This is a genomic window from Mesorhizobium sp. KACC 23794, assembly GCF_052180275.1.
Taxonomy (GTDB): Bacteria; Pseudomonadota; Alphaproteobacteria; order Rhizobiales; family Rhizobiaceae; genus Kumtagia.
In genome coordinates this window covers 6,275,294-6,297,399 of the sequence record NZ_CP197465.1, presented here as the reverse complement: position 1 = coordinate 6,297,399, position 22,106 = coordinate 6,275,294, and the positions used below count along the sequence as shown (strand labels likewise).

23 protein-coding genes and 1 tRNA gene are annotated in these 22,106 nt (G+C 65.1%); 15 read left to right on the top strand and 9 right to left on the bottom strand.

The window, feature by feature from the left end; translation table 11 throughout:
- The first annotated feature begins 9 nt into the window (after positions 1-9).
- On the top strand, positions 10-921 hold the full coding sequence (prpB, locus tag ACSBOB_RS30470; RefSeq protein WP_442579761.1) for a methylisocitrate lyase: 912 nt from the start codon (positions 10-12) through the stop codon (positions 919-921).
- 159 nt (positions 922-1,080) lie between these two features.
- Complete coding sequence (locus ACSBOB_RS30465; RefSeq protein WP_442579760.1) at positions 1,081-1,716, top strand: hypothetical protein; 636 nt, start codon at positions 1,081-1,083, stop codon at positions 1,714-1,716.
- On the opposite strand, the gene ACSBOB_RS30460 is transcribed toward ACSBOB_RS30465, so the two are convergent.
- Both ACSBOB_RS30460 and ACSBOB_RS30455 read right to left on the bottom strand, forming a co-directional pair.
- Positions 1,717-2,370 carry a GntR family transcriptional regulator gene (locus ACSBOB_RS30460; protein WP_442579759.1) on the bottom strand — a complete coding sequence of 218 codons (654 nt, stop codon included), beginning with the start codon at positions 2,368-2,370 and terminating at the stop codon, positions 1,717-1,719.
- A complete protein-coding gene (locus ACSBOB_RS30455; RefSeq protein ID WP_442579758.1) occupies positions 2,367-3,035 on the bottom strand; it encodes a GntR family transcriptional regulator in 669 nt (222 codons plus the stop codon). The genes ACSBOB_RS30460 and ACSBOB_RS30455 overlap by 4 nt, the downstream gene beginning before the upstream one ends.
- Positions 3,036-3,199: 164 nt before the next feature.
- Between ACSBOB_RS30455 and ACSBOB_RS30450 the strand changes: the two genes are divergently transcribed.
- Positions 3,200-4,135, top strand: coding sequence for a dihydrodipicolinate synthase family protein (locus tag ACSBOB_RS30450; protein ID WP_442579757.1), 936 nt, complete (start codon positions 3,200-3,202; stop codon positions 4,133-4,135).
- A gap of 362 nt (positions 4,136-4,497) precedes the next feature.
- Here the strand turns inward: ACSBOB_RS30450 and ACSBOB_RS30445 are convergent.
- Together ACSBOB_RS30445 and ACSBOB_RS30440 are read right to left on the bottom strand one after the other, a co-directional pair.
- Positions 4,498-4,574, bottom strand: a tRNA-Arg gene (locus ACSBOB_RS30445).
- A gap of 214 nt (positions 4,575-4,788) precedes the next feature.
- On the bottom strand, positions 4,789-6,279 hold the full coding sequence (locus tag ACSBOB_RS30440) for a sensor histidine kinase (protein ID WP_442579756.1): 1,491 nt from the start codon (positions 6,277-6,279) through the stop codon (positions 4,789-4,791).
- Positions 6,280-6,665: 386 nt separating this feature from the next.
- On the opposite strand from ACSBOB_RS30440, the gene rpmH reads away from it, so the two are divergent.
- From rpmH to ACSBOB_RS30420, 4 genes are all read left to right on the top strand, one after another.
- A complete protein-coding gene (gene rpmH / locus ACSBOB_RS30435) occupies positions 6,666-6,800 on the top strand; it encodes a 50S ribosomal protein L34 (protein ID WP_008833937.1) in 135 nt (44 codons plus the stop codon).
- Positions 6,801-6,816: 16 nt separating this feature from the next.
- Complete coding sequence (gene rnpA, locus ACSBOB_RS30430) at positions 6,817-7,170, top strand: ribonuclease P protein component (RefSeq protein WP_442579755.1); 354 nt, start codon at positions 6,817-6,819, stop codon at positions 7,168-7,170.
- 13 nt (positions 7,171-7,183) lie between these two features.
- Positions 7,184-9,022, top strand: a complete 1,839-nt coding sequence (gene yidC / locus ACSBOB_RS30425) for a membrane protein insertase YidC (RefSeq protein ID WP_442579754.1) — start codon at positions 7,184-7,186, stop codon at positions 9,020-9,022.
- A gap of 152 nt (positions 9,023-9,174) precedes the next feature.
- Positions 9,175-9,702, top strand: a complete 528-nt coding sequence (locus ACSBOB_RS30420; protein ID WP_442579753.1) for a M23 family metallopeptidase — start codon at positions 9,175-9,177, stop codon at positions 9,700-9,702.
- A 3-nt stretch (positions 9,703-9,705) separates the two neighbouring features.
- On the opposite strand, the gene ACSBOB_RS30415 is transcribed toward ACSBOB_RS30420, so the two are convergent.
- On the bottom strand, positions 9,706-10,374 hold the full coding sequence (locus tag ACSBOB_RS30415; protein ID WP_442579752.1) for a TetR family transcriptional regulator: 669 nt from the start codon (positions 10,372-10,374) through the stop codon (positions 9,706-9,708).
- Positions 10,375-10,475: 101 nt separating this feature from the next.
- Between ACSBOB_RS30415 and ACSBOB_RS30410 the strand changes: the two genes are divergently transcribed.
- From ACSBOB_RS30410 to yihA, 4 genes are all read left to right on the top strand, one after another.
- Entirely contained in the window at positions 10,476-11,339 is an 864-nt protein-coding gene (locus tag ACSBOB_RS30410; RefSeq protein WP_442579751.1) for an NAD(P)H-binding protein, read from the top strand.
- Between the two features lies 1 nt (position 11,340).
- A complete protein-coding gene (locus ACSBOB_RS30405; protein ID WP_442579750.1) occupies positions 11,341-11,820 on the top strand; it encodes an anthrone oxygenase family protein in 480 nt (159 codons plus the stop codon).
- Between the two features lie 164 nt (positions 11,821-11,984).
- The gene (locus ACSBOB_RS30400; protein ID WP_442579749.1) at positions 11,985-12,623 is read left to right on the top strand and encodes a CatB-related O-acetyltransferase; all 639 of its coding nucleotides are present in this window, start codon (positions 11,985-11,987) and stop codon (positions 12,621-12,623) included.
- On the top strand, positions 12,620-13,282 hold the full coding sequence (gene yihA / locus ACSBOB_RS30395) for a ribosome biogenesis GTP-binding protein YihA/YsxC (protein ID WP_442579748.1): 663 nt from the start codon (positions 12,620-12,622) through the stop codon (positions 13,280-13,282). Before ACSBOB_RS30400 ends, yihA begins: the two co-directional genes overlap by 4 nt.
- A gap of 49 nt (positions 13,283-13,331) precedes the next feature.
- Here yihA and ACSBOB_RS30390 read toward each other — a convergent pair whose 3' ends face one another.
- Complete coding sequence (locus ACSBOB_RS30390; protein WP_442579747.1) at positions 13,332-13,673, bottom strand: hypothetical protein; 342 nt, start codon at positions 13,671-13,673, stop codon at positions 13,332-13,334.
- Positions 13,674-13,821: 148 nt separating this feature from the next.
- On the bottom strand, positions 13,822-14,511 hold the full coding sequence (locus ACSBOB_RS30385) for a TetR/AcrR family transcriptional regulator (protein ID WP_442579746.1): 690 nt from the start codon (positions 14,509-14,511) through the stop codon (positions 13,822-13,824).
- A 116-nt stretch (positions 14,512-14,627) separates the two neighbouring features.
- Between ACSBOB_RS30385 and ACSBOB_RS30380 the strand changes: the two genes are divergently transcribed.
- From ACSBOB_RS30380 to ACSBOB_RS30370, 3 genes are all read left to right on the top strand, one after another.
- Positions 14,628-15,845 (top strand): HlyD family secretion protein, encoded by a 1,218-nt coding sequence (locus tag ACSBOB_RS30380; RefSeq protein ID WP_442579745.1) that lies wholly within the window; start codon positions 14,628-14,630, stop codon positions 15,843-15,845.
- A gap of 56 nt (positions 15,846-15,901) precedes the next feature.
- Complete coding sequence (locus tag ACSBOB_RS30375) at positions 15,902-17,467, top strand: DHA2 family efflux MFS transporter permease subunit (RefSeq protein ID WP_442583878.1); 1,566 nt, start codon at positions 15,902-15,904, stop codon at positions 17,465-17,467.
- Between the two features lie 472 nt (positions 17,468-17,939).
- Positions 17,940-18,824 carry a hypothetical protein gene (locus ACSBOB_RS30370; protein ID WP_442579744.1) on the top strand — a complete coding sequence of 295 codons (885 nt, stop codon included), beginning with the start codon at positions 17,940-17,942 and terminating at the stop codon, positions 18,822-18,824.
- 169 nt (positions 18,825-18,993) lie between these two features.
- Here ACSBOB_RS30370 and ACSBOB_RS30365 read toward each other — a convergent pair whose 3' ends face one another.
- Complete coding sequence (locus ACSBOB_RS30365) at positions 18,994-19,275, bottom strand: hypothetical protein (protein WP_442579743.1); 282 nt, start codon at positions 19,273-19,275, stop codon at positions 18,994-18,996.
- Between the two features lie 95 nt (positions 19,276-19,370).
- On the opposite strand from ACSBOB_RS30365, the gene ACSBOB_RS30360 reads away from it, so the two are divergent.
- A complete protein-coding gene (locus ACSBOB_RS30360; protein WP_442579742.1) occupies positions 19,371-19,913 on the top strand; it encodes a DNA-3-methyladenine glycosylase in 543 nt (180 codons plus the stop codon).
- Between the two features lie 44 nt (positions 19,914-19,957).
- Here the strand turns inward: ACSBOB_RS30360 and ACSBOB_RS30355 are convergent, their stop codons facing one another.
- Complete coding sequence (locus ACSBOB_RS30355) at positions 19,958-22,099, bottom strand: SpoIIE family protein phosphatase (RefSeq protein WP_442579741.1); 2,142 nt, start codon at positions 22,097-22,099, stop codon at positions 19,958-19,960.
- Positions 22,100-22,106: the final 7 nt, after the last annotated feature.

Genomic DNA, 22,106 nt, shown 5'->3' with positions numbered 1-22,106 from the left:
GGACCAGACATGCCCTATCTCGTTTCAGACGATCTTCCGGGCCGCCATGCCGGCGAACGCTTTCGCGATCTGCTGAACCGCAAGGAGATTCTCCAGCTTCCCGGCGCTCACAACGGGATGGCCGCGCTCCAGGCGAAAGCCGCCGGTTTCGAGGGACTGTATCTTTCGGGCGCGGCCATGACGGCTTCCATGGGGCTGCCGGACCTGGGCATCATCACGGTTGACGAGGTCGCCTTCTTCATCCGCCAGGTCGCGCGCGCGAGCGGGCTTCCGCTTCTGGTCGACGGCGATACCGGCTACGGCGAGGCGCTCAACGTCATGCACATGGTTCGCACGTTCGAGGAGGCCGGCGCTGGCGCGGTCCACATCGAGGACCAGCTTCTGCCCAAGAAATGCGGTCACCTCAACGACAAGAAGCTTGCCGACGCGCGTGACATGGCGGCCAAGGTGGCGGCGGCCGCGAAGGCGAGAAGGCACCTCCACCTGATCGCGCGCACCGACGCGGCCGCAAGCGAAGGGCTTGACGGCGCGGTCGCCCGCGCCAGGCTCTATGTCGAGGCAGGTGCGGATGCGATCTTCCCCGAGGCGCTGACCACGGCCGAGATGTTCCGCGAGTTCGCAGCGCGCATGCAGGGCGTGCCGTTGCTGGCCAATATGACCGAGTTCGGCAGAACGCGGTTCTTCACCGCGAAGGAATTCGAGGAGATGGGCTACCAGATCGTGATCTGGCCGGTCTCGTCGCTTCGTGTCGCCAACAACGCGCAGGAAAAGCTCTACGCAACGCTCAGCCAAGACGGCTCGACCAAGGCTATGCTTGCCGAGATGCAGACGCAGGCGGAACTCTACGAAACCATCGAGCTTGCGGCTTACGAGGCCCTCGACGCCTCGATCGTCGCGACGATCGTACCGGAGCCAGCGTAACACCTTCCGCAAGTCTGCCCCGGGCGCTTGGATGGTCGGGTGCTCGGTCGCTGGTCGCTAGAAGCCTTGCGGCGCGCCAATGCTGCCGGTGCTTCCACTGTCGCGACCACCCACCGGCCGACCGGCCCATCGTCAGGGTTGCGGCGAGTCGCTTTCCCCATGGGCGCGCAGATCGTCGATGAGCCTGCGCGTGACGTGCATCGTGACTTCGAGATCCTCGCGGCTGATGCTTCCCGTGGCGCGTTGGAAAACCATGCCGCGCCGCTGAAGACCGTATGGCGCGTGCGACCGGCGATCACCGACTGGGACGGCTCGGGGCAGGTGAGTTATGTCACGCTGGACGAGGACGGCGTGCTGGCGTCATACGATCGCGTGTCGACTACGGAACTGACGAACAAGGCAATTCTGCTCTGGGAGAACGGCGAGCCGATCCGCTTCACCGAAGACATCGGCCGCGGCATGGGCCGCATGAAGCTGGCCGCGTGCCAATGGACCGGCAGCGGCAGGGTCGATCTGCTGGTCGGCACGCACGGCCGTGCATCGATCCCTCCGGGACCGGCGGGCATGCCGCGCCACACGACAGGGCAGGCCGGCATCGTCCTTCTCCGCAATCTCGGCGACAGGCGGTTCGCGCCGCCCGTAGCGGTCAGATACAAGGGCGAGCCGATCCAGGCAGGCATGCACGAAATCGGCGTCGAGGCCGTGGACTGGCAAGGCGACGGCACGCTCGACATCCTCGTCGGCATCGAGGACGGCAGCGTCGTCTGGCTGCCCCGCGCCGACCTCACCTGGTAGTCAGTCGGTCGTGAAATCGGCCATCAGGGCGCGCTGGCGCGAACTGGCCAGATGATCATGCAGGGCGGCGACGCTGGCTTCCACGTCGCGCTGCCGCATCGCCTTGATGATCTTCAGATGCTCGTCGAGGGCAATCGGCAGGCGGTTGGCCGAGAGGCCGATGCGCGCGCCGAGCACCATGCGGATCCGGATCGAGTTGACGCGGTGGATTTCCCACATGATGCGGTTGTCCATCGCCTTCACCAGAGCGTCGTGAAACTTCCAGTCGGCCTTCTGCGCTTCAGCCAGCAACTGCGCGGACATGCCGTGGCGCGCCCGCGTCTTGAAGTCCTCGATCTCGGTCTCGAAGGCGGCTATCGCACGGTCCGACGCGGTCGCGATGTAGTGGCGAAGCGCCGCCGTTTCCACGATCTCGCGCACCGTAAAGGAGTCGTGGATCATCTTCAGGTCGATGTCGGCGACCTGAAGCCCGCGCTGCGCGATGGTTGTCACCAGTCCTTCCGCCTCGAGCCGCGGGATCATCTCGCGGATCGCGCCGAGCGACATCGAGGTCATCTCCGCCAGTTCGCGCTGGGACAGCAACTGTCCCGGCATCAGCTTGCGCTCCAGCAGATGCTGCGTGAACGCGTCATAGGCTTGCTCGCGCAGCTTCATCGGCGGCGTTCCACTTCCTGGCCGAGCGCCAACGCCTTCGAGTTGCGCAGATGCCGCTCCAGCGCCTCCATGGTCCGTCCCGTGTCGCGCTTGGCCATGCCGTCGATGATCGCCATGTGCTCGTTCATCACCCGCAGCAGGTTGCCGGCGGTGATGCGCAACTGCGGCTGGATCGCCATGCGGATCTTCACGGTGTTGATCCGGTAGACTTCCGAGATCACGTCGTTGTGGAGGAAGTCGATTGCCCGGTCGTGAAGCTCCCAATCCGTATGCTGGGCGCGTTCAAGCAGTTCGTCGGAGACATCGTCGGTCAGGTCGTCGAGGATTTCCTGGTGCTGCCGGCGCATCTCCTCGATCGATTCGTCGGACATGTGTTCCAGCAGGGCCCCGAACGCCTCCTTCTCCAGCGCGATGCGCAGCTGGTAGGCGTTGCGGATAAAGCTCGGGCTGATGCTGGCGATCTGCAGGCCACGCTGCCGGGTGGACGTGAATATGCCGTCCGCCTCCAGCCGCGGAATGGCCTCGCGCACCGAACCGAGCGGCATTTCGCTGATCTCGACGAGCTCGCGCTGCGTGACGAAGGCGCCCGGAACCAGCCGCCGCCGAACGATCGCGTCGGTGATCCGGTCATAGACCCTGGCGCTGGGTTTCAGCGAATTCAGCATCGGCCTTCCTGCATCTGCGAAGCAGCCCGTCTCGTGTATCCAACAAGCGTATCCTGCTTCCATACGAACATGAAAATCAATGCCAATTCCAGAATGTGATGATTGACATGTTACGCTGCAATTATAAGGAAGGTCAGAGATTTAAAATCGCTCGAGGTTAAGCCATGACCAAGGTCGTGAACGGCATCATCCCCGTCATGCTCACGCCGTTTCTGGACAGCGGAGAGGTCGACTATGGCGGGTTGCGGAAGCTGACCGACTGGTACATCGCCAATGGAGCCGACGCGCTCTTCGCCGTCTGCCAGTCGAGCGAGATGCAGTTCCTCAGCCTTGAAGAGCGCGTCGCAGTCGGCAAGGCTGTCGTCGAGCACACCGCCGGCCGCGTGCCGGTACTGGTGTCGGGTCACATCTCCGACGACATGGAGGCCCAGATTGAGGAATTGAACGCCATGGCGCGTGTCGGCGCCGACGTTCTCGTCCTCGTCACCAACCATCTCGACCCGTCGAACGCCGGCGGCGATACGGCGCGCGCCTCGATCGAACGCATCCTTGCGGCGCTGCCAGCCGATACGGCGCTGGGGCTCTATGAATGCCCGGCGCCCTATCGTCGCCTGATGACGGACGATGAGCTGAGATTCTGCGCCAACAGCGGCCGCTTCGTCGTCATCAAGGACGTATCATGCGACCTCGATGTGCTGAAGCGCCGCAAGGCGCTGGTCGCAGGTTCTCCGCTGACGATCGTCAATGCCAACGCCGCTGTCGCTTTCGCCGCCATGAAGGCGGGGCTCGACGGTTTCTGCGGCGTCATGACCAATCTTCATCCCGACCTCTACAAATGGCTGCTTGGCAAGGCGGCCGCACCGGACGCTCTTTCAGAAGAGGTGGCGTCCGTCCTGTCGCTCGCTGCGATGTCGGAAGCGTATGGTTATCCGGCGCTGGCGAAGCTCTACCACCAGCGCATCGGCACCTTCGCTTCCATCCGCTGCCGCGTGAGCACGACCGACCTGCGGGAGCGCGTCTGGGCCGTCGACCCGCTGCTGGACCATATCAACTCCGCAGCAGAGGCTGTCCGTGCCAGGATCGCGGCGAGCGCCAGGTGATCTACGTCTTTGCCCCTTGGGCGGCACCTTCGCAGGCGTTCTAGCCGCCGGTCTCTCGATCGGGCTGGACGACCAGGCTGCTGTCGAGCGCGCCGTGCTCACCGCTCGTTGGCCTGCGAAAGCCTCGGCGCGCAGGCCGCCATGCGCCATCCCGTGACATGCTGGCCAGCCCCTCTAAGGGCGCCGTTGTCGCGCCCTGCGACCAATTCGGGGCCTGGTCTCCGGGACGGATGAAGCCACGTTCGATCCGCGTTTCCCCGTCACCGGGGCGGCCAGAACGATAGAAAAACCATGTTGCGGGAACGCGACTGGAAGGCTAGCACCTACGGATCCCAATAAGATAAGAAATTCAGCGAGTTAAATGGCGCGCCCGAAGAGATTCGAACTCCTGACCCCCAGATTCGTAGTCTGGTGCTCTATCCAGCTGAGCTACGGGCGCGCAATGGCCACACACAGGTGACCTGCAAGGGTTGGCCGGCAGGCCGACCGCAAGCGAGGCCGTTCCCTAAAGCCTGGCTTTCGGAAAAGCAAGCGCCCTTTGAAACTTTTGCCGGCATCTGGCAGGAGGGCGGCGGGATTTGCGAGGGCTCGTTCGCGGAAGGGGCCTCGTTGGTCGAGGGCCTTGCGTGTCGCGGCCTGGAGCTGCCGGCGCGTCAGCCGTGCCGGCGCAGGCCGCCGCGGGCTTCGTCCAGCCTTACCGGCTGGTCGGGGATGGTCACGGAAAACACGGTGCGGCCGCCGTGGCTCTCGACGAGTTCCAGCGAGCCGCCATGGGCGCGCACCAGTTCGTGGGCGATGGCGAGGCCGAGCCCGGTGCCGCCGCTGCGCGCCGCGCCGCGGAACGCCGCGAACAGGTTTTCGCGTGCCTTCTTCGGCAGGCCGGGGCCGGTGTCGGTCACCAGGATGCGGCTGACGCTGCCTTGCCGGTCGGCGGTGATGCTCAGCCGGTTGACGGCGGCCGCCTCGGTCTCGGCCGTCATCGCCTGCACCGCGTTGCGGCAGAGATTCGTCAGGATGCGGAAAAGCTGCTCGGCGTCGGCGTCCACCTCGAAGGCGGCATCGACGCCGTTGACGAATTCGACGCCGCTCTCCGGCTCGATGCCGAGCAGATTGTGGACCTCCTCGACGACCTGCCGAAGGCGCAGCCTCCGGCGGGCAGGGGGCGGCTCCTGGGTGCGGCCATAGGCGAGCACGCCTTCCGAATAGGAGACGGCGCGGTCGAGCGCGCGCAGCAGGCGCGGCGCCAGCGCTTGCACGGTCGGGTCCTTCACCGTGCCCAGCCGGTCCGACATCAGTTGCGCGGAGGCGAGGATGTTGCGCATGTCGTGGTTGATCTTGGAGACGGCCAGGCCGAGATCGGCCAGATGTTTCTGCTCGCCCAGCGTCTTCTGCAGCCGCTGCTGCATGCCCGCCAGCTCGCGCTCGGCGACGCCGATCTCGTCGCCGCGGTCCTCCGGCCGGATGATCTGGCCGGGATCGTCCGGCCGGCGCGAAAAATCCAGCATCGAGCGCGTCATCGCCCGGATCGGCCGGATCATGATGCGGTCGATCGTGTAGAAGACCAGCGTGGCGGTGATCAGCGAGATCAGCAGCGACAGCAGCGCGACATTGCGCGAATAGGTGAGCATCGCCATGCGCAGCCGGCTATCGGGGATGATCAGCTCGAATTCCTTGGTGCTGTCGCCGACCTTGCCGAAGACGCGCAGCATGCGGTTGCCGCCAAAGGCCAGCGTGTCGACCGCGCCCGTCATCGCCTCGACGAGGCCGGTGTTGCCGAGGTCGATGTGCTCGTCGACTTCCGGCGGCACCTCGGTGACCACCAGCAGCCGCGACATGCCGTCGTCGCGCACGGCGATCGCCTTCGCGCCGATGGCCATCAGCACGTTGTCCTGCACCTGGCGCGACAGGCTGTTGGCGTCTTCCTCGACCAGCACCACGGAGAGCGCCGCCGCTGTGCCCAGCCTTTCCTCCAGCCAGCTCAGGCGGAAATTGGCGACCGACGGCACGAAGATCAGCACTTCGGCGATCAGCACGAAACAGGCGGTCAGCACCAGCAGTTTCGCCGAAAGCCCGCGCGCCAGCGAAACGGTCCGCGTGGCGCCGGCGGCGTTTTCCTTGTCTTGCGCGATCTCCCGGTCGCTCATGCGGCCGTATCGTCCCTGTGCAGCGGCCGCGCAATGCTCTTCGGGCTGAAGGGCGGCATGTGCAAAGCAATGAATGCGACATGCCGGCGACATTCGGGCAGCATCGTCAAGATAGGTGATTGTGCCGCGTTTGCCAAACTGGCCGATGGAAGGAGCCGACAAGCCTGAACCATGGCGGTCGGCAATACATCGGGGGAGGGAGCTTGCGCGAAAACTTTCGCCGCCGATCCCGCCGATTGACTTGAAATGGCGGTGCCCCTATAAGCCCGCCACGCTCGGGCTCCGTCGTCCGGCGCGCAGTTTTGCGCGTCTCGCAATCGCCTGGCAAAGCTCCTGTTACCTGGTGACAGAACCAAGAAGGGCCGCACCCCGCGGTATTAAAACAAATGAAGCGTACCTATCAGCCGTCCAAACTCGTCCGCAAGCGCCGGCACGGTTTCCGCGCGCGCATGGCCACCAAGGGTGGACGCGGCGTCGTCGCCGCCCGCCGCAACCGTGGCCGCAAGCGTCTGTCCGCCTGAACAGGCGGCCGGCGCGTTGCCGGTTTCCGGCATCTCTCTGCCGATATCTCCCGCGCGCTTGCGCAAGCGGGAGGAGTTCCTTGCCGTCCGGCGTGGCGAAAAGCGCCGCGGGCGGCTTTTCCTGCTGGAAGTCCTCGACCGTGGTGACGGCGCGCCGCCGCGCGCCGGCTTCACGGTGACCAAGAAGGTGGGCAACGCCGTTGTCCGCAACAGGGTGCGTCGGCGCCTGAAAGAGGCGGTGCGCGTGCATGCGGCCCGTGACATGGCGGCCGGCCATGACTATGTCATCGTCGGGCGCGAGGATGTGTTGACGGCGCCCTTCGCTCAGCTTGCGGATGAACTGGCGCGGCGCATCCGCCCAAAGCGTTGAGATCTAGGACCCGATGGAAAACAACCGGAATTTCTTCATCACCATCGCTTTGTCGGTGCTGATCCTTGGGGTCTGGCAATATTTCTACGTGCTGCCGCGGGCCGAATTGCAGCGCAAGGCGGAACAGGTGGAACTGGAAAGGAAGGCGGCGGAGCAGAAGGCGGCGCAGCCGGCCCAGCCGGGAGCCGCCGGAGCCGATGCCGGCGTGCCTGCGCAGGGCGCCGTGCCGGGCATTCCCGGGACCGCTGGCGCGTCGGAGGCCAGCCGCGACCAGGCGCTCGCCAAGACGCAGCGCCTGCCGATCGATACGCCAAGCTTGACGGGATCGATCAACCTGACCGGCGGTCGGCTCGACGACCTTCGCCTGAAGGATTATCGGCTGACGGTCGATCCCAATTCGCCGATCATCGAACTGCTGAACCCGCAGGCGTTGCCCAACGGCTATTTCGCCGAGATTGGCTTCGTCGGCAATGCGGAGACGGGCGCGGTTCCCGGCCCCGATACCGTCTGGACGCCCGAAGGCAACCAGACGCTGACCCCCTCGACGCCGGTCACGCTTTCCTGGACCAACGACAAGGGCCTGACCTTCAAGCGCACCATCGGCGTCGATGCCGACTACATGTTCACGGTCACCGACACGGTGAGCAATGCCGGCACGGTGCCCGTCAGCCTGTCGAGCTACGGTCGCGTCACCCGCTTCGACAAGCCGCTGCACGCGGCCGCCTATGTGCTGCATGAGGGCCTGATCGGCGTGACCGGCGAGGAAGGCCTGCAGGAGATCGGCTATTCCAAGATCGAGGAAGAGAAGCAGGTGTCGCCCGGCAAGTCGACCGACGGCTGGCTTGGCATCACCGACAAATACTGGGCCGTGACGCTGGTGCCTTCGACCAAGCAGCCGTTCCAGCCGCGCTTCGCCTTTTTCCCCGACGGGCGTCCGCGCTATCAGTCCGACTTCCTGACCGATGCCATCTCGGTGGCGCCCGGCCAGTCGGCCACCGTCGAGTCCATGGTGTTCGCCGGCGCCAAGGAAGTCGGCAAGATCAACGCCTACGAGCAGGACCGGCAGATTCGCCAGTTCAACCTCCTGATCGACTGGGGCTGGTTCTATTTCATCACCAAGCCGATGTTCTGGCTGATCGACAACCTCTACAAGCTGCTCGGCAATTTCGGCCTGGCCATCCTCGCCACCACCGTGCTGGTCAAGGCCGTCTTCTTCCCGCTCGCCAACAAGTCGTATGCGTCGATGGCGAACATGAAGAAGGTGCAGCCGAAGATGCTGGAAATCCGCGAAAAATACGCGGACGACAAGATGAAGCAGCAGCAGGCGATGATGGAGCTGTACAAGACCGAGAAGATCAATCCGATCGCCGGCTGCTGGCCGGTGCTGATCCAGATCCCGGTGTTCTTCGCGCTCTACAAGGTTCTCTACATCACCATCGAGATGCGGCACGCGCCGTTCTTCGGCTGGATCCAGGACCTTGCCGCACCCGATCCGACCTCGCTGTTCAACCTGTTCGGCCTGCTGCCCTTCGACCCCAGCACCGTGCCGGTGTTCGGCCATTTCCTGATGCTCGGCGTTTGGCCGATCATCATGGGCATCACCATGTTCCTGCAGATGCGCATGAACCCGACGCCGCCCGATCCGACGCAGGCGATGATCTTCAACTGGATGCCGCTGATCTTCACCTTCATGCTGGCTTCGTTCCCGGCCGGCCTGGTGATCTACTGGGCCTGGAACAACACTCTGTCGGTCATCCAGCAGGGCGTCATCATGAAGCGCCAGGGCGCCAAGATCGAGCTCTGGGACAACCTTACCGCCTTGTTCAAGCGAAAACCGACGCCGGCGGAATAGTCCTCGATCGCAAGAAAAGGCTCGTTTCGGCGAGCCTTTTTCTTTTGCCGCGACAGTCTCGCGCAGGTCGCGCCTCTTTATCGACCAGAAGCGTCATCATCTTCCCGGCCGGAGACTTCGTTTCGGAGATTTCGGCTTGTGGATGTGTGCGAATGACTAGGGCCATTCTGCTTCTCTTCGGGATTCTGATCCTGGCAGGCTTCGCCATGCAGGAAACGAAACGCTTTCCGGTCCATGGCGGCGGCACGAAGGACTTCAACAAGGGTAGCTTCTGGCATCATCCCTGGGGCGTGTCGGGGGTCCACAAGGGCATCGACATATTCGGCAGGACGGGAACCCCGATCCTGTCCGCCACCCCAGGCATCGTCGTCTATTCCGGCGAGCTGGGACGCGGCGGCAATGTCGTGATCGTCCTCGGATCGAAATGGCGGCTCCATTATTATGCCCATCTGGAGACCGTGTCCGCGTCCGGCGGCGGGATGGTGTCGGCCGGCACGAGGATCGGAACGCTCGGCGACAGCGGCAACGCCAAAGGCAAGCCGCCGCATCTCCACTATACGATCCTCGCCCTTTTGCCGCATGTATGGCGCTACGACGGCGCGGCGGTGCAGGGCTGGAAGAAGATGTTCTTTCTCGATCCGGGCGTCTTTCTTCAGCCGGCGACGCAGATTTCCGGTTGAGTTTCACCGGGCGGCGGCGATCCCGTCCTGCGCCCGTAGCAGCTCCGCCAGTGCCATGCGCTTGTACGCCTCGACCAGCGCATCTCCTTCGGCGCGTGGTACGGAGATCGCCAGCCGCATCGCCTCCTCGCCGAGATGCATGGCGATGAAGGCCGATGTCTGCAGCGTTTCCGGGTCGGCGTCCGGCCGGATTCGCTTCAGCGCTTCGGCGACGATGGCGCCGTTGCGGCGGCTGTCGGAAAGCTGTGCGTCGCGCAGGGCCTTGTCGGCCTGCGCCCCGAACCAGATGTCGCGCATCACCGGTTCCTCCAGGAAGATGCGGTAGTAGATGTCGATCAGCGCCGCGAAGGCTTGCCGCATGTCCTCCTCGCTGGCCACTTTCTCGAGGCCGTCGGCGATGCAGCGGCGACCGTGCTCGTTGTAGCGCTCGACCAGCGTGCCGACGATCGCCGTCTTGTCGGGGAAGAACTGGTAGAGCGAGCCGATCGACACGCCGGCCCGCTCGGCCACCTCGCTCATGCGCAGCGCGTCACTGCCCTGTTCGGCGATCAGCTCCCGCGCCGCCGCAAGCATCCGCTCCACGCGCTCGCGGCTGCGCTGCTGGGTCGGCGTCTTTCGCGGCGCCGGCGTCTCGTCGCTTTCTGGCGCCGCCGTACCTGTCGGTTTCTCCATGTCCCGTTCGTCCTTCGCAGGAATGTCGCTTGACATCCATAATATGAGGATCTATCACATTTGCAAATATGAGGATTACTCATATTTAATTGGAGGCTTCGATGACCGCAAATTCTCTCGAACTGCCCGTCCTGCTGGTCGGCGGTTATGGCAAGACCGGGCGGCGCGTCGCCGAACGGCTGGAAATCAGCGGCGTGCCGGTTCGCGCGGGCTCGCGTTCGGCACAGCCGGCATTCGACTGGAACGACGACACGACCTGGGCCCGGGCGCTGGAAGGCGTCAGCGCGGCCTACGTCACCTACTATCCCGACCTGGCCATGCCCGGCGCCGCCGGGGCAGTTGCCGCATTCGCCGACTCAGCGCTGAAGGCCGGCGTCCGGCAGCTCGTTCTTCTGTCGGGGCGCGGCGAGGAGGAGGCACGGAAGGCGGAGGAGGCACTGAAGGCTTCAGGCGCCGATTGGACGATCGTGCGCTGCGCCTGGTTCAACCAGAACTTTTCCGAAAGCTTCCTGCTCGACCCGATCCTGGCCGGCGTGGTCGCGCTGCCGGTCGGCAATGTACGCGAGCCTTTCGTCGATGCCGGCGACATCGCCGATGTTGTAGCAGCCGCCTTGACCGAGGACGGTCATGTCGGAAAGCTCTATGAACTCACCGGGCCCCGCTTGCTGACCTTCGGCGAGGCCCTGGCCCAGATCGCGGCGGCGACGGACCGAAAAATCCGGCTGGAGCAGATATCGGCGAGCGAGTTTTCAAACCTGCTGGTGGCGGAGGGCGTTCCGGACAGTCTCATCGGCCTGCTGCTGATGCTTTTCGCCGAAGTGCTCGACGGCCGCAACGAATCGCTGGCGAATGGCGTATTCGAGGCGCTGGGCAGGCCGCCGCGCGATTTCTCCGCCTACGCGCGCGAAACCGCCGAAACCGGAATCTGGACGCCGCGTCGTGCGCGCCGGGCGGTGGGAGAGTGAGATGAGCGAGCGTGTGTTCCAGACCCTCATCATCCTGGCCGCCGTCGGCTCCGGCGTCATGGGCGGCCTGTTCTTCGCCTTCTCGACCTCGGTGATGCCGGCGCTCGGCCGCATCGCGCCGGGCGGCGGCATCGCCGCCATGCAGGCGGTCAACGTGGTGATCCAGAACCCGGTGTTCTTCATCGCCTTCTTCGGCCCGGCGCTGCTCAGCCTGGTGCTCGCGGCGGCCGCGCTGCTCGGCTGGCACGGCGGCGGCTCGCTGGCGATCTACGCCGGCGCTGCATTCTACCTGATCGGCATCATCGCCGTGACCGTCGTCTTCAACGTGCCGATGAACAACGCGCTCATGGCCGTCGATCCGGTGAGCGGGGAGGGGGCATCGTTCTGGACGAACTATCTGTCGAACTGGACGGCGTGGAACCATGTCCGCACCGTCGCGGGGATCGCCGCCTGCGTTTCCTATATCTTGGCGTTGCGGTAGCTTACAGGCCGCCAGCCGAGGGATGGTCGTCCGGCGCGGCCATTTCCGCTTGAACGGTTTTCAGCCCCGTGCAATGAGCCGAGGCGATTGAGAAGCACGCGCCCCGGTAAGCGGGCGGGCGACCGGCGCAGGAAGATGCTTCCGACCAACGGAGCGAGCGCGCCATGCACGGACCCCATCCGAATATCAAACACCCGATCCCGATGCATCCGCGCGTCGGCTATCTGAAGCCGCTGGTCGACGTGCCGAACATCGAGATCGGCGACTTCACCTATTACGACGATCCCGACGGCCCCGACCGGTTCGCGGAAAAATGCGTGCTCCACCATTATCCGTTCATCGGCGACAGGCTGGTGATCGGAAAGTTCTGCGCCATCGCCGAGGGCGCGCGTTTCATCATGAACGGCGCCAACCACGCGCTGTCCGGGTTCTCCACCTATCCCTTCAACATTTTTGGCCATGGCTGGGAACAGGGGTTCGACGTGACGACCTGGGAACGGGAAGTGCGCGGCGACACGGTGATCGCGAACGATGTTTGGATCGGCATGGACGCGGTGATCATGCCGGGCGTCAGCATCGGCAGCGGCGCGATAATCGGTGCGAAGGCGGTCGTCACCCATGACGTGCCGCCCTACGCCATCGTGGCCGGCAACCCTGCCAAGGTGATCAAGAAGCGTTTCGACGCCAGGACGGTGGCGCGCTTGCTGAAGATCGCGTGGTGGGACTGGCCGGTCGACAAGATAGCCCGCAACCTGAACGCCATTCGCGGCGCGGACCTTTCGGCACTGGAGGCCGCAGCATGAACGACACGCCCGTCAACGTCCCCGAGGCCGGGACGCCGTTCTTCACGCGGCCATGGGTCTTCATCCGCAGCGTGCCCTCGATGGACCTGCTGCCGCCGCAAGGGCCGGCCGAGATCGCCTTCGCCGGCCGCTCCAATGTCGGCAAATCGTCGCTGATCAACGCGCTGGTCGGCCAGAAGGGCCTGGCGCGAACCTCCAACACGCCGGGCCGCACCCAGGAACTGAACTATTTCGTGCCGGACGGCTATTCCGGCGCCGGCGCGGATCTTCCGCCCATCGCGCTGGTCGACATGCCGGGCTACGGCTACGCAAAGGCGCCAAAGACCGAGGTCGACCGCTGGACCAAGCTGGTCCTCGACTATCTCAGGGGCCGCGTCACGCTGAAGCGCGTCTACCTGCTGATCGACGCGCGCCACGGCATCAAGACGAACGACGCGGAGGTGATGACCCTGCTCGACAAGGCCGCCGTCTCCTACCAGATCGTGCTGACCAAGATCGACAAGATCAAAGCCGCGGGCGTCCCGCGCCTGCTGGCGGAAACCGCCGAGAAGACGAAAAAACGCCCGGCCGCCTTTCCGGAAATCATCGCCACGTCGTCGGAAGAAAGCGAAGGCCTCGAGGAGTTGCGCGCCGCGATAGCGCTGGCCGCGACGCAGTAGAATGTCCCCCGGATAGTTACTGGCAATTATCCCCTTCGAACAAGTAAGCCTATTGGCCGATCAGTTTGCGTGCCGCATCGGCTGCCCTGTCGAGCAGGATTCGACGCCGGCCTTGCCCTATATCGCGTCGGTATTCCTCAAGGAACCACACTTTGACGGCCGCCGGGCTAGGGTCTGGGACTTCCCTTGAAAGCTCGAAATCAACCACGAGCTTTGCGTCAACGAGGATCGTGTACTCGTCCTCGTATTCCTCCGGGATAGCTCTCAAAACATGGAAAACTGTGCCATGTATCCCAAGCGAGGACATGGCCTCTATCAATAGCCTGTCCCTTTCAGGGATCAGCCTCATTTCTTCAACGTCGTAGCGATCCCTGAGATATTTTGGAGCCATTTTTTGCTCGATCTGGCGGATGTCGTAAGAGGAATTAAAGGCGACAGGTTATTTAATTCCGCAGAAAGGCGCAGCGCTTCAAGGTTGACGCGGGCGGAATCAAGCAAATCTTCTCCGGCTCTGCCGCCAGCCCCCGGCAAACTGACTTCTACCTGTCTCTCCCCACTCCATACGCCTTGATGAAAAGATCCACCCCGGCCGTCACCACCTGGCCGATCTCGTCCTCGCTCGGCGTGGTGCTGCGGTAGCCGAACAGGCACTGGCGGAAGATGCGGGACATGCAGAGGTCGCCGAGCTGGTAGGCGGCAAGGTCGATGTCGGGGATGGAAAGCAGCCCCTTCTCGACGGCGCGCGTCAGATAGGCCGCCAGCTTGTCGTGGCCGCGCTTCGGTCCGCGCTCGTAGAAGCGCACGCCGATCTCGGGCATGCGCTCGCAGATGCTGATCACGGTGCGCTGCGCCTTCAGCACCGTCGGCGAGGTGATCTTGCGGGCCAGCGCGATGCCGTAGCGGATGAGCGTCTCGCGCACGTCGCCATCGCCCTCCAGCGCATCGTAGAGATTGGCGAAGATGGTGTTGCGCTCGTCCTCGATCAGCGCCTCGAACAGCTCTTCCTTGTTGGCGAAGTAGACGTAGATCGTGCCCTTGGAGACGCCCGCCTCGCGGGTGATGTCGTTCATCGACGCCGCGTCGAAGCCCATATTGATGAAGATGCGGCGCGCGCCGTCGATGATCTGCTTGCGTTTGACCGGGTCGTGACCGGCGGCCGGGCGGCCGCGACGCAGGCTGTCCGGAGTCTCGGTGCACGCGGGAAGAGCCAGACCTGTGTCAGCAGACATCGTTTCCTCGGAAATTATTCGAACCGCCCGGTTCGATTTCATCTTGATATGCCTCTTTCGCTGCGCTATGTCAAGTTCGAACCGAACGGTTCAGTTCAATCTCAAGGCCTGTAGTCATGTCCGTCCGTACCGCAAAGCCCGTGTCCGAAACGCCCGCCGATGCGTCCGTGCATCCGTTCCCGGCCATGAAGGCCGTCCCGGATGCCGAGCGCCCGATTCCCGAAAAGGTCGAGCCCGCGGCGCCGCCGCCTGCCGATGCGCCGGCCCCTAGGAAGCGGTCGGCGAAATCGTTCCTGCTTCCCATAATCGGTCTCGCCCTGCTCGGCGGCGCCGGCTGGTACGGTCATCAATACTGGACCGAAGGCCGCTTCATGATCTCGACGGACGACGCCTATGTGCAGGCCGACATGGCCTTCGTCGCGCCGAAGATCACCGGCTATGTCGCGCAGCTCAATGCGGACGAGAACCAGCACGTCAAGGCCGGCGACCCGCTGGTGACGATCGATGACGGGGACTACCGCATCGCGCTGGAACAGGCGGAGGCGCAGATCGCCGTGCAGACCAGGACGCTCGACCGCATCAAGGCGCAGACGGAAGCCGCGCGCGCCGCCCTCGGCCAGGCCGAGGCACAGAAGACATCGGCAATCGCTTCGGCCGAGAATGCCAGGCGCTCGTCCGACCGCGCCAACAAGCTCTTGAAGACGCAGGTCGCCACGCAGGCGCAGGTCGACGACGCCCAGACGGCGCTCGACCAGGCCAATGCCGGCCTCGTCGGCGCGGATGCGCAGATCGCCAGCGCAAAAGCCAATATCGGCGTGCTCGACGCGCAGTACCAGGAGGCGCAGGCCTCGATGCGCAATCTGGAACTCGCCCGCGACAAGGCGGCGCGCGACCTGTCCTTCACCGTGCTGCGCGCGCCTTATGACGGCGTGGTCGGCAACCGCGCGGTCGAGGTCGGCGACCTTGTCTCGCCCGGCCAGAAGCTTGCCGTCGTCGTGCCGCTGAACAAGCTCTACATCGTCGCCAACTTCAAGGAGACGCAGCTTGCGCAACTGGTGCCCGGCGAGAAGGTGAAATTCTCGGTCGACGCCGTCGACGACGGCGCGTTCGAGGGCACGGTGTCGTCGCTCGCCCCGGCCTCCGGCGCGGTGTTCTCGCTGCTGCCGCCGGAAAACGCCACGGGCAACTTCACCAAGGTCGTGCAGCGCGTGCCGGTGCGCATCGACGTGTCGGAGGCAGCACTTGAGTCCGGCAAGCTGCGCGCCGGTCTCTCGGTGATCGTCGACGTCGACAACCGCACCGCGCCGCCGCTGACGACGGGCAGCATCAACTAGATCGACGCGACAGGCCTTCCGGAGGCACGAAAACAATGGCCGCCGCCACCGCAACCATGACCGCCGCCATGCCGTCGCGAGACGCCATGCCCAGCACGCGCCGCATCGTCGCCTTCCTGGCGATGGTGTTCGGCATGTTCATGGCGATCCTCGACATCCAGATCGTCTCGGCCTCGCTGGCCGAGATCCAGGCCGGCCTCTCCGCCAGCTCGGATGAGATCTCCTGGGTGCAGACCGCCTACCTGATCGCGGAGGTCATCATGATCCCGCTGTCGGGTTTTCTGGCGCGCCTCGTCTCCACCCGCGTGCTGTTCGCCGTCTCGGCCGCCGGTTTCACGGCGGCGAGCGCGCTTGCCGCGACCGCCACCAACATCGACCAGATGATCGTCTACCGTGCCATCCAGGGTTTCATCGGCGGCGGCATGATCCCCAGCGTCTTCGCGGCCGCCTTCACCATCTTCCCGCCGTCGCGCCGCGCCATCGTGTCGCCGATGATCGGCCTTGTCGCCACGCTGGCGCCGACCATCGGCCCGACTGTCGGCGGCTATCTCACCAACGCCATGTCGTGGCACTGGCTGTTCCTGATCAACGTCGTGCCGGGCATCATGGTCGCCACCGCGACATGGATGCTGATCGATTTCGACAAGCCGGAACCCGGGCTGCTGAAGAAGTTCGACTGGTGGGGCCTCGCCGGCATGGCCGCCTTCCTCGGCTCGCTGGAATTCGTGCTGGAGGAGGGGCCAACCAACGACTGGCTGCAGGACGAGGCCGTCTTCATCTTCTCGATCGTGCTGGTTGTCGGCGCCATCGTCTTCTTCTACCGGGTCTTCACCCAAGAGGAGCCCATCGTCGATCTAAAAGCCTTCACCAACGTGAATTTCGCCTTCGGCTCACTGTTCTCCTTCGTGCTGGGCATCGGCCTCTACGGCCTGACCTATCTCTACCCGGTCTATCTCGGGCGCATCCGCGGCTATGATTCGCTGATGATCGGCGAGGCGCTGTTCGTCAGCGGGCTCGCCATGTTCCTCACCGCGCCGGTCGCAGGTTTCCTCTCCAGCAAGATGGATCCGCGCAAGATGATGATGATCGGCTTCCTCGGCTTCGCCGCCGGCACATGGCGGATGACATATCTAACCGCCGACTGGGATTTTTATGAGCTGCTCGTCCCGCAGATCCTGCGCGGCGTATCGCTGATGCTGTGCATGGTGCCGATCAACAACGTGGCGCTGGGCACGCTGCCGCTCAACCGCATGAAGAATGCGTCGGGCCTGTTCAATCTGATGCGCAATCTCGGCGGCGCGGTCGGGCTGGCTATCATCAACCAGGTGCTGATCGACCGCAACGCCTTCCACTACGAGCGGCTGGCCGAGCACGTCACCTGGAGCAATCCGCAGGCGATGCAGAAGCTGAACCAGATGACGCAGAATTTTCAGTCGCACGGTTTTGACGGCCCCACCGCCGCGCTGTCCAAGCTGAGCGGCATGGTCAGCCAGCAGGCGTCCGTCCTGTCGTTCATGGATGTTTTTTATCTGCTGACCATCCTGTTCGCCTCGCTAGCGTTTTTCGCCCTGATGATGCGCAAGCCGGCCCCGGCGGGCGGCGGCGGAGGCGGTGGCCACTAGAGCGCGTGGCAGCCGGTCGGCTTCATCCTGCCGGCGGTGGTTTTGGCCAAGGCCGAAGGCTTCACCGGGGCCGCCTTGACGACGGCCGTGAAGCGACGGTCCGCATATCCGCCTCGACCATCCGCGTGGCCCCTCACCCGCCTGCCGGCACCCTCTCCCCGTGAACGGGGAGAGAGACGCTGGCGGCACCCTCCTCGCGAATCCGAAACGGTCCCGGCTGGCGAAAGCGGTCGCCCCAGCCCCCTTCTCCCCGTTTACGGGGAGAAGATGCCGGCAGGCAGATGAGGGGCAGCGCAGACGATCCAGGCAAGGCGTCCTTTCTATAACGCTGTAATTACAAGGAAAAATCGCGCCAAGCTGCTCTAAGACTGCCATCACTGTCAGCCCCTGTCAGGATCATTTTCCCGTAAAATTCCCCCACCACCTCCGACCTAGGCGATAATCTTCCCGCCTGTGTCGGAAGGAAGCGGCAATGGACTGGACTGCGGCGATCGACAAGAACCGGGAAGCGCTGAAGCGCGTGCTGATGATGCTCGTCGCCATGGCCGAGCGTGGCGCTGGGGGACCGTTTCCTTTCTTTCCGCGGAAGGACGCGGCGGTTCAGAACGAGACGCAAGCGGAAAAAAGGAAACTGTCCCCGGCGCTTACCCTTCCCCGAAACCTCCACCGCGCCATCGCAAAGCTGCTGCGCCCGGCCGAAGCCGCCGTGCGGCGATTGATCATCGTGGCCGCGCGCGGCCTGGTGATCACCTTGCCGCCGCTGCGTCCGCGAAAACCGAAGCCGCTGCGCAAGCTCCGGCGCAAAACCGGCCGCACCGGCGTCGCGACGCCTGCGGAAGCCGATCCCCCGCGCCCTCCTTCGCTCCCGCTGCTCGATCCGCTGCGCATGCCCCGGCGCTGGAGCGGCTGGATCGGTCCTGCCGGGCGCATCGCCAGAACCGTGCCGCGCATCTCCTCGCTCGATGATTACGCGACGCTCAGCCCCTTGCCGCCTCCGCCATCACCACACGATCTGGTTAGCGCGGAGCGTATCGCCTTGCGCCTGCAGGCGCTGGCCTCGGCGCTCGACGACCTGCCGGGCCAGGCAAGACGGTTCGCCCGCTGGCGGGCTCGGTCCGACGCTGCGCTGGCGCGAGAGCGAAAAATCGGCGGCGCGGTGGCTCAGGACCAGCGGCCTCGCGACGCGGCTGCCAAAACGAGGCAGGCCGGCAAGCCGGCGCGGTTCCAGCGGATATGGCCGCTGAAACCCGGCCGGCCGCCGGGCTGGCGGCCAAAATCCAGCCATGAGGTGCAGGACGTGCTGGAGGTCGTCCACGGGCTGGCGCAATGGGCGCTGGAGCCTGCCAACACGACCTGACGCCGTACCTGCCGAAGCCACAGCGAAGTATCAACAACCAGCGCGGATTTTCGCGGCGGGCGGCGATCCGTGCTGCCCGCGAATACCGTTCTCACCTGGCCAAGCCGTGCCCTGCGGATCGCCGCAACCGCCTCCCGGGCGAACCTCCGCCGATACGCCGATCATCCGATCAGATCTCGTCGAAACGGCTGCCTTCGCGGGAAGGATCGTGCTCGATCACCCTCTCCTCAAGATCGTCGGGCAGTGCCTCGTCGCTCTCCTGGTAGGCGTTGTCGTCGTCTTCCTCCGGCAGGTCGCCGGACATCTCGCCTTCATCTTCTTCAAGATCCTCGCTTTCCAGCGGCGTTGCGAATGGGTCGGCGGCTTCGATGTCGTCCCAATCCGTCTCTTCGAGTTCCGGCGCTTCCTTGGCGGCGTCGAGCGCGGATTTTTTGGTCGTGTCGTTCGGCATGGTCCGATCCTCCGTTGCTTGCATTTCAAACGCCCGGCGTTGAGAAACGCTCCGGCGGACAGGAAATTCCGCCGGGAGACGGCGGGCGAGGGAGCATGCTGGCAGAATTCTTTTCCCGCAGCGCGGTCGAGGTCGGCAAGGCACTGATCGGCGCGAGGCTGCTGGTGGCCGGCGTCGGCGGCATCATCGTCGAGACGGAGGCCTACCGGCCGGACGATCCGGCCTCGCACGCCTTCCGCGGACCGACGCCGCGCAACCAGGCCATGTTCGGACCGCCCGCCCGGGCCTATGTCTATCGCTCCTACGGCATCCACTGGTGCCTGAATTTCGTCTGCCTGCCCGGCAGCGCCGTGCTGATCCGGGCGCTGGAGCCGAGCGACGGGCTGGCGTCGATGTGCGAACGGCGCGGGCTGGAGGACGTCAGGCTGCTATGCTCCGGGCCAGGCCGGCTGTGCCAGGCGCTCGGCATCGACCTTTCGCTCAACGCGCTGCCGCTCGACTGGGCGCCGTTCGAGCTTGTGCTGCCGACTTCCACGGCGGAGACGGTCGCCGGCCCGCGCGTCGGGATCACGCGGGCGATGGAACTGCCATGGCGATTCGGGCTCGCCGGCTCCCGCTTCGTCAGCCGTAAATTCTGAAGGCTTGTGCCGGAACAGCCGTGCCGGCGCTTCGGGCGTGCCGGCTACCCTTCGCCGCCAATCGGCTCCGGCAGGAAAGGCGCCGACGATGTGTCCGGACCGGTGTAGCGGACGACCAGCAAGGTGATGTCGTCCGACTGGTGCACGCCGTTCTCGAAAGTCTTCACGGTCGACAGGATGCCTTGCGCCATGGCGTCCGGGCTGTCCGCGTCGCGCATGCCTTCGAGGCTGGTAAGCAGGCGGGCCTCGCCGAACTGCTCGCCTTCGGCGTTGAATGCCTCCGACACGCCGTCGGTGTAGAGCACAATCATCTCGCCCGGCGCGAGGTCGATGGAGCGGCTGCTGAACTCCGCCGTGTCGATGACCGCGACCGCCATGTCGCTGTCGCCGGGAACCGTCTCGACGCTGCCGTCGGCCCTGATGCGGATCGGCGCGCTGTGGCCGGCATTGACGAAGTCGACATGGCCCGTCCTCGGATCGAACACGCCGAACACCAGGGTGACGAACATCATCTGGTCGTTGTCGACGACCAGCAGGTCGTTCAGCTGGCGCACGCAGACGGCGGGATCGTTCTCGAACAGCGCGATGGCCTTGAGCAGCGTGCGCGAGATCGCCATGAAGAAGGCGGCCGGCACGCCCTTGCCCGACACGTCGGCGATGACGAACACCAGCTTGCCGTCGCCGCGCTCGAAGAAATCGTAGAAATCGCCGCCGACCTCGTTGGCCGACTGCATCAGGCCCTTGACGCCGAAGGTCGGCCGCTCGGGGAAATCGGCGGGCAGCACGGAGCGCTGCAGGTCGCGGGCGATCGACAGTTCCTGCTGCAGCGTAGCGAGCTGCGTCTCGCGCACCAGCGCCTCGCGCAACCTTGCCACCAGTTCGGACAGCCGCCGGTGCTGGTCGACGACGCGGCCAGACATCTGCTGGAGAACGGCGGCGATCGGCCCAAGCTGGTCGTCCTCGCGGATCAGCCGGGCGATCGGGTCGACGTCCTCGGCGGTCGCTGCGCCGCCCTTGGTCGCCGCGACGATGCGGCCGAGATCGCCCAGCACCTCCTCGCGGGCGCCGGGCTCCAGCGTCTCGGCAAGCGATTCCATCTGCCGGCGCACGAAGCGTTCCTGGCGGCGGCGCTGCAGTTCGCGCTGCCTTCTGGCCTCGTTGAGGGCGACGAGGTTGTGGCGCAGCTCGGTGATCGCCGAGGCGATCTGGCCGATCTCGTCGTCGCTCCTGCGCACCAGCGTAGCCGACGTGTCGCCGCGCGCCAGCGCCGCCAGAATGGTGACGGCGCGCCGCAGCGGGTTGAAGCTGTAGCGCAGGTAGAGATAGAGGCCGCCGACGGTGAGGATCGCCACGACAGCCATGATGACCATGGTGAGCATCGTCAGCCGGTCCAGCGCCAGCAGGCTTTCGGTGGCGTCCTGCGCGGCGACCAGCAGGCCGGCCGAGCCGGCGGAGATGTCGGCCAGCGGGATGGCGGTGACGGCGTAGAGGCGATCGTCGACCTCGGCCTGCTGGACCGAGCCGATACGCTGCGGGAAGGTCAGTTCGATATCCTGCCACAACTGCGCTTCCGTGCCTTCGACCAGCCGTCCGCGCGTGCTGACGAGGTAGCTTTCCGCATCCATGGCCTCGGCGAAGCTTTTCAGCGGCCCGCCGGCCTTGGAGCCGATGGCGAGCACCGTCGGCGAGCCGTCCCAGGTCTCGAAGCGCTTGGCGGCGACGATGCGGAACGCATCCGACGAGACCTGGCGGATGCCGGCCGGTTCCTGGCCGTCGAGGATCGCGCCGATCGTGCTGATGTCGAGCAGCCGGGGAGGCTCTGCCTGCGCCGAACTGGCGACGAGGATGCGGCCCTGGTGGTCCAGGATCTGGAGATCGGAAAGCTCGCCGGACGTCAGCCATGGCTGCGTCCAGGTCAGCGCCATGCGCCGCAGCGTCGGCAGGTCGCCGCGGCGGAACGCATCGGTGACGCCGGCATCGGTGGCGATGCGTTCGCGCAGCATCGACAGCCGCCGCGTCTCGGTATGCAGGATCTCGCGCCACAGCGCCTCCTGGCCGGCGATGGCGATGCGTGTGTAGGGTTGGGCCGCCAGCGTCTCGCGCTGCGCCCCGATGACCGCCAGCGTGCCGAAGGCGAGGATGAAGGCCAGCGAGACGAAAACCGCGATGCGTGTGCTGAGGAGCATGATTGTT

Bases quoted from the DNA above. Each gene is read 5' to 3' on its own strand.
- prpB (WP_442579761.1), top strand. From the start codon at position 10: ATGCCCTATCTCGTTTCAGACGATCTTCCGGGCCGCCATGCCGGCGAA.
- ACSBOB_RS30465 (WP_442579760.1), top strand. From the start codon at position 1,081: ATGGGCGCGCAGATCGTCGATGAGCCTGCGCGTGACGTGCATCGTGAC.
- ACSBOB_RS30460 (WP_442579759.1), bottom strand. From the start codon at position 2,370: ATGAAGCTGCGCGAGCAAGCCTATGACGCGTTCACGCAGCATCTGCTG.
- ACSBOB_RS30455 (WP_442579758.1), bottom strand. From the start codon at position 3,035: ATGCTGAATTCGCTGAAACCCAGCGCCAGGGTCTATGACCGGATCACC.
- ACSBOB_RS30450 (WP_442579757.1), top strand. From the start codon at position 3,200: ATGACCAAGGTCGTGAACGGCATCATCCCCGTCATGCTCACGCCGTTT.
- ACSBOB_RS30440 (WP_442579756.1), bottom strand. From the start codon at position 6,279: ATGAGCGACCGGGAGATCGCGCAAGACAAGGAAAACGCCGCCGGCGCC.
- rpmH (WP_008833937.1), top strand. From the start codon at position 6,666: ATGAAGCGTACCTATCAGCCGTCCAAACTCGTCCGCAAGCGCCGGCAC.
- yidC (WP_442579754.1), top strand. From the start codon at position 7,184: ATGGAAAACAACCGGAATTTCTTCATCACCATCGCTTTGTCGGTGCTG.
- ACSBOB_RS30420 (WP_442579753.1), top strand. From the start codon at position 9,175: ATGACTAGGGCCATTCTGCTTCTCTTCGGGATTCTGATCCTGGCAGGC.
- ACSBOB_RS30415 (WP_442579752.1), bottom strand. From the start codon at position 10,374: ATGGAGAAACCGACAGGTACGGCGGCGCCAGAAAGCGACGAGACGCCG.
- ACSBOB_RS30410 (WP_442579751.1), top strand. From the start codon at position 10,476: ATGACCGCAAATTCTCTCGAACTGCCCGTCCTGCTGGTCGGCGGTTAT.
- ACSBOB_RS30405 (WP_442579750.1), top strand. From the start codon at position 11,341: ATGAGCGAGCGTGTGTTCCAGACCCTCATCATCCTGGCCGCCGTCGGC.
- ACSBOB_RS30400 (WP_442579749.1), top strand. From the start codon at position 11,985: ATGCACGGACCCCATCCGAATATCAAACACCCGATCCCGATGCATCCG.
- yihA (WP_442579748.1), top strand. From the start codon at position 12,620: ATGAACGACACGCCCGTCAACGTCCCCGAGGCCGGGACGCCGTTCTTC.
- ACSBOB_RS30390 (WP_442579747.1), bottom strand. From the start codon at position 13,673: ATGGCTCCAAAATATCTCAGGGATCGCTACGACGTTGAAGAAATGAGG.
- ACSBOB_RS30385 (WP_442579746.1), bottom strand. From the start codon at position 14,511: ATGTCTGCTGACACAGGTCTGGCTCTTCCCGCGTGCACCGAGACTCCG.
- ACSBOB_RS30380 (WP_442579745.1), top strand. From the start codon at position 14,628: ATGTCCGTCCGTACCGCAAAGCCCGTGTCCGAAACGCCCGCCGATGCG.
- ACSBOB_RS30375 (WP_442583878.1), top strand. From the start codon at position 15,902: ATGACCGCCGCCATGCCGTCGCGAGACGCCATGCCCAGCACGCGCCGC.
- ACSBOB_RS30370 (WP_442579744.1), top strand. From the start codon at position 17,940: ATGGACTGGACTGCGGCGATCGACAAGAACCGGGAAGCGCTGAAGCGC.
- ACSBOB_RS30365 (WP_442579743.1), bottom strand. From the start codon at position 19,275: ATGCCGAACGACACGACCAAAAAATCCGCGCTCGACGCCGCCAAGGAA.
- ACSBOB_RS30360 (WP_442579742.1), top strand. From the start codon at position 19,371: ATGCTGGCAGAATTCTTTTCCCGCAGCGCGGTCGAGGTCGGCAAGGCA.
- ACSBOB_RS30355 (WP_442579741.1), bottom strand. From the start codon at position 22,099: ATGCTCCTCAGCACACGCATCGCGGTTTTCGTCTCGCTGGCCTTCATC.